The 5,466-nt window shown below is 69.9% G+C and carries 4 protein-coding genes; 2 read left to right on the top strand and 2 right to left on the bottom strand.

Translation table 11 applies throughout. The features are described from left to right. Positions 1-792: Hint domain-containing protein (locus HC022_RS29885; RefSeq protein ID WP_368484697.1), on the bottom strand; the 792-nt coding region annotated here is incomplete at its 3' end. 282 nt (positions 793-1,074) lie between these two features. On the opposite strand from HC022_RS29885, the gene HC022_RS18415 reads away from it, so the two are divergent. After that, positions 1,075-1,854 carry an SDR family oxidoreductase gene (locus HC022_RS18415; protein ID WP_167453395.1) on the top strand — a complete coding sequence of 260 codons (780 nt, stop codon included), beginning with the start codon at positions 1,075-1,077 and terminating at the stop codon, positions 1,852-1,854. Between the two features lie 122 nt (positions 1,855-1,976). Further along, complete coding sequence (locus HC022_RS18420) at positions 1,977-3,113, top strand: hypothetical protein (RefSeq protein ID WP_167453396.1); 1,137 nt, start codon at positions 1,977-1,979, stop codon at positions 3,111-3,113. A gap of 324 nt (positions 3,114-3,437) precedes the next feature. Here the strand turns inward: HC022_RS18420 and acnA are convergent. Further along, on the bottom strand, positions 3,438-5,466 hold a 2,029-nt coding region (acnA, locus tag HC022_RS18425; protein WP_167453397.1), incomplete at its 5' end, for an aconitate hydratase AcnA.

Genomic DNA, 5,466 nt, shown 5'->3' on the forward strand with positions numbered 1-5,466 from the left:
ATACTCGACGAAGCCGCCCCCGACGCGGCGGATGCTGTCGCCGTTCACGAGGGGGAGAGAGGTAACAAGCACCTCCGGGCGCCCCGCGCCCAACCGGTCCTCGCGCTGGTAGATGAAGAGCCTGTGGTCCGGGCTCACCACGAGATCGCCCGCGTTGTTGAGCGCGTCCGCCCGGATCAGGACCGGGGCGAAAGCGCCGACCGCGCGTACCGTGTGCTGGCCGATCCAGCGCAGCGGCTGCGGGCCGTCGTCGCGGGTCAGCACGCGGTCGCCCACGGCCAGATCCTCGACCCGCCGCTGCTCGCCCGAGGCCAGCGTGATCATCGTGCCGCGGGTGAAGGAGACGCAGGCCGCCTGCGCGAATTTCTGCAGCGCGCCGTCGCGGCTTATCCCCACCAGGGCGTAGTCCTGCCGGGCGGTCATCTCGCCCAGCGGCAGGAAGAACAGGTCGGCGATGTTGCCCTCCGCATCGGTCTCGACCAGCATCAGCCCCTCGGAGGTCTGGCCGTCGCCGCACATGAAGGTCAGCACGCAGTCGAGATGCAGCGCCGCGCCGTCGGTGCCGATCTCGCCGGGCCCGATGCCGAAGGGCGGGGCGCTGGACGGCCGCACCGCGAGCCTGCGCAGGGACGCCAGCGGCGAGACCCGGTAAATGTCGTCGGGCAGCATGTCCTCGGCAAGGCCAAGACCGTCACCGAGATTGGCACCGTTGACGACGCGGATCTGCTCGGCACGGTAGACTCCGACGCTGTGCGCCGCACGATACCTCGCCTCTTCCGTCCCTGCCGCCACGTCCCGATCCCTCGTCCTGCCCGATACATCCGCCTCGCGCCTCAGCTGCCTCGAGGACGTGCAGCCAGCGCCGCCGCCCAAGGTGCCGCCCCCCGCCGCCGGTGACAAGGCCCCGCGACGCGCCCGACGAAAGACGCCGCGGTCAAAGTCCTCCTCGGTCGCAGCCGTCGGCAGCCGCGCCCCATTGAATGCCACCCGAATGTGTCATCAAATGGGACGACCCTCCCGCGGCCACACGCGCAGACGCGCGGCCGGGGGACACGACAAAGGAGCGAACAAGCGATGGATCTGAAGATTTCCGGCAAGCGGGCGCTGGTCTGCGCCTCGTCCAGGGGGCTGGGGCTCGGCTGTGCCGAGGCGCTGGCCGAGGCGGGCTGCACGCTGATCATGAACGCCCGCAGCGCGGGCCCGCTCGAGGAGGCGGCGGAGGCGATCCGCGCGGCCCACGGCGTCGAAGTGATCACCGTGGCCGCCGACATCGTCGACCCCGAGGGCCGCGCCCGGGTGCTCGAGGCGGCGGGGCAGGTCGACATCCTCGTGACCAACGCCGGCGGACCGCCGCCGGGCTACTGGACTGACTGGGACCGCGACGATTTCATCGACGCGCTCGATGGCTCGATGCTGACGCCCATCGCGCTCATGCAGACGCTGATCCCCGGCATGATGGAGCGCGGCTGGGGCCGGGTGGTCAACATCACCTCGCGCTCGGTCAAGGCGCCGCTGCTGCCGCTGGGCCTTTCGAACTCGGCCCGCGCCGGGCTCACCGGATTCGTGGCCGGCACCGCGCGGCAGATCGCCAACAAGGGCGTGACCATCAACAACCTGCTGCCCGGCGTGCACGACACCGCCCGCATCGTGCAGATGGACGACCTGGTGATGGAGCGCGACGGCATCAGCCGCGACGAGGCCCGCAAGATCCGCGCCGCCGGCATCCCCGCCGGCCGCTACGGCGACCCGGCCGAATTCGGCAGGATGTGCGCCTTCCTGTGCTCGGACCACGCGGGCTACATCGTGGCGCAGAACATTGTGCTCGACGGGGGCGAGACCTTTGCAACCATCTGACCGGGCCCGCCCTGACGCCGCGTCCCGGCCTTCCAATGGCCATAAATATCCCGGGGGAGTCGCCGCAAGGCGACGGGGGCAGCGCCCCCTCCCCGGGGCCTCGGTCCGCGAGCCGGCATCTCATGGCGCGGGGGCCTGACGGCAAGGGCGGCGGCGCGGGGTTCTCTCTCGCCGACCAGCTCTTCAACGCGCAAAGCACCGCCGATCTCGCGGCGGATTTCGCGGTGCTGCCCGGCTTCGACGCCGGGGGTCCCCTCGCGGCCGGGCTGCCGCGCTCCCGGGGGGGGGGCGGGCGCGCGCGGTTTGGGGGGCTCGGGGAGGGGCTCGAGGAGCAGCTGCCGCGGGACTTCCCCGCCATGGCCGAGGCGCTCGAGGCGGCGATGCCACCGCCGCTCGATCCCACCCGCGGCGACGACGATTTCGGCCGCTTCATCCACGGCGTGCACGGCGTCCTGGCCGCGCGCCACGGGCTCGAGACCCCCGAGCGCGCGCTCGACCTGATCCACGCGGCGACGCAGCGCTTCTCGATGGAATACGCCATCCGGCCCTTCCTGAACCGCTGGCCCGAGCTGGTACTGGCGCGCATGTCGGGCTGGGTGGAGGATCCGCACTACCACGTGCGCCGGCTGGTCTCGGAAGGGACCCGCCCGCGCCTGCCGTGGGGCACCGGCATCCGCCTCGACCCGCTGGCGCCGCTGCCGCTGCTCGATGCCCTGCACGGCGATCCCACGCGCTTCGTCACCCGCTCCGTGGCGAACCATCTCAACGACCTGAGCCGACCGCACCCCGAGGCAGTGATCGACCGCCTTCAGACCTGGCAGGCCGAGGCGCGGCAGGCACCGGGTGAGCTCGACTGGATGACCCGCCACGCCCTGCGCACCGCAGTGAAGCGCGGCGCCCCCGAGGCGCTGGCCTTGCTGGGCTACCGCGCCGACCTTCCGGTGACGGCGACGCTTTGTGTGCCACCGCGCGTGCGCATCGGCGAAGAGCTCGGGGTCGTGGCCGAGCTGCGGGGGACAGAGGCGGGGCCCGTGCTGGTCGATTACCGCCTGCGCTTCTTCCGGCCTTCGGGCAGCGCCGAGAAGGTCTTCAAGCTGCGCGCCGGCAAGCTGGCGCCGGGCAAGCCGCTGCGGCTCGAGAAGCGGCACCGCATGAAGGGCGACGCCACCACCTTCCGCCTGCACCCGGGCCCGCATGCGGTGATCCTGCAGGTCAACGGGCGGGACGTGGCAGAGACGGTGTTTGACCTCGCAGACTGAGGCGGCGTCCTTGCCGGAGCGGGCTGCCCGTGGCGGGCGTCGGATGCCTCCGGCGGGAGTTTGTCTGGCAAGATGAAGTTGGGGCGCGGGTGCCGGGGATTGGTGCCCGTGGCGGGCGTCGGGTGCCTCCGGCGGGAGTTTGTCGGGGGAGGGGAGGGAAGGCGTGGGGTGGGCGGGGTCGGGGGGCCTCTGGGGCCGGGGGCGGGCAGGGTGTTTCGGGACAGGGGGGTGAGGGAGGCGCAGTGTCTGCGGGTGGCGGACATGAGAAACCCCGCCGGCTTTGGACCGGCGGGGTGATGAGTCGGCTCGGGGCCGAGGTCCGTGTCAGGCGCGGGCGAGGTCGCGGAGCACGTAGTGCAGCACGCCGCCGTGCTCGACGTATTCCTTCTCGATCGCGGTATCGATCCGGCATTTCAGCGTGATCGTCTTGGTCGAGCCGTCCGCGAAGGTGATCTCGCAGGGGACTTCGGCCAGCGGCCTGATGCTGTCGAGCCCGGTGATCGAGACCGTTTCCTCGCCGGTGAGGCCCAGTGTCTTGCGGGTGTCGCCCCCGGTGAACTCGAAGGGAATGACCCCCATGCCCACGAGGTTGGAGCGGTGGATACGCTCGAAGCTCTCGGCGATCACCGCCTTTACTCCCAGCAGCGCCGTGCCCTTGGCCGCCCAGTCGCGCGAGGACCCCGCGCCGTACTGTTCACCGCCGAAGATCACCAGCGGCGTGCCCTGATCCTGGTAGGCCATGGAGGCCTCGTAGATCGAGGTCTGCTTGCCGTCCGGGCCCTTGGTGTAGCCGCCCTCGACCCCGTCCAGCATCTCGTTCTTGATGCGGATGTTGGCGAAGGTGCCGCGCATCATCACCTCGTGGTTGCCACGCCGCGAGCCGTAGGAGTTGAATTCGCGCACCGGCACCTGCCGTTCGATCAGGTACTGGCCGGCCGGGGTGCTTTCCTTGAACGAGCCCGCGGGCGAGATGTGGTCGGTGGTGATCATGTCGCCCAGGAGCGCGAGCACCTTGGCGCCCTCGATGTTGGTGATCACGCCCGGATCCTTGGACATGCCCTGGAAATACGGCGGATTCTGCACATAGGTCGAGGTCGCCGGCCAGTCGTAGGTCTCGCCGCCGTTCACCTCGACGGCCTGCCACTTCTCGTCGCCCTTGAAGACGTCGGCGTACTTGGACTGGAACGACTCGCGCGTCACGGTCTTCTCGACCAGTTCGGCGATCTCGGCGTTCGACGGCCAGATGTCCTTGAGGTAGACGTCGTTGCCGTCCTTGTCGGTGCCGATGGGATCGGTCGCGATGTTGACGTTCATGTCGCCGACCAGCGCGTAGGCCACCACCAGCGGCGGCGAGGCGAGGTAGTTGGCGCGCACATCCGGAGAGATCCGACCCTCGAAGTTGCGGTTGCCCGAGAGCACCGCGGTGGCGATCAGGTCGTAGTCGTTGATCGCCTTCGAGATCGGCGCATCCAGCGGACCGGAGTTGCCGATGCAGGTGGTGCAGCCGTAGCCCACGAGGTTGAAGCCGATGGCGTCGAGATCCTTCTGCAGGTCGGCGGCCTCGAGATAGTCCGACACCACCTGCGAGCCCGGCGCCAGCGAGGTCTTCACCCACGGCTTGCGGTTGAGCCCCAGCTCGCGCGCCTTGCGGGCGACGAGGCCGGCGCCGATCATCACGTAGGGGTTCGAGGTGTTGGTGCAGGAGGTGATCGAGGCGATCACGATGGAGCCGTCGTGCAGCTGGTGGGCGCCGTCCTCGGTCTTGTACCAGCCCTTCTTGTGGTGGCCTTTGTCACCGGGCACGTCGACGGGCTCGGGGGCGCCGCCCTCGGCTTCCCAGCGCGCCTCGGAGCTTTCCGACGCATCCTTGCCCGAACGCAGGCCCTCGACGAACTTGGAGAAGGCCGGGCCCGCGCCGTCGAGCGCGATGTAGTCCTGCGGCCGCTTGGGACCGGAAATCGCCGGCACGATGGTCCCCATGTCGAGCTCGAGCGTGTCGGTGTAGATCGGATCGTAGTCCGCTGTCCGCCACATGCCGTTTTCCTTGGCATAGGCCTCGACCAGCGCGATGCGGTCCTTGTCGCGGCCGGTCTGCTCGAGATACCGGATGGTCTCGGCGTCGATCGGGAAGAAGCCGCAGGTGGCGCCGTATTCGGGCGCCATGTTGGCGATGGTGGCGCGCTGTGCCAGCGGCAGGTTGTCGAGGCCGGAGCCGTAGAATTCCACGAACTTGCCGACCACGCCCTTCTCGCGCAGCATCTCGACGACCTTGAGCACAAGGTCGGTGCCGGTGGTGCCCTCGACCATCTCGCCGGTCAGCTTGAAGCCCACGACCTCGGGGATCAGCATCGAG

Origin of the sequence: Salipiger sp. HF18 (assembly GCF_011806505.1) — a bacterium.
Classification (GTDB): domain Bacteria; phylum Pseudomonadota; class Alphaproteobacteria; order Rhodobacterales; family Rhodobacteraceae; genus Salipiger; species Salipiger thiooxidans.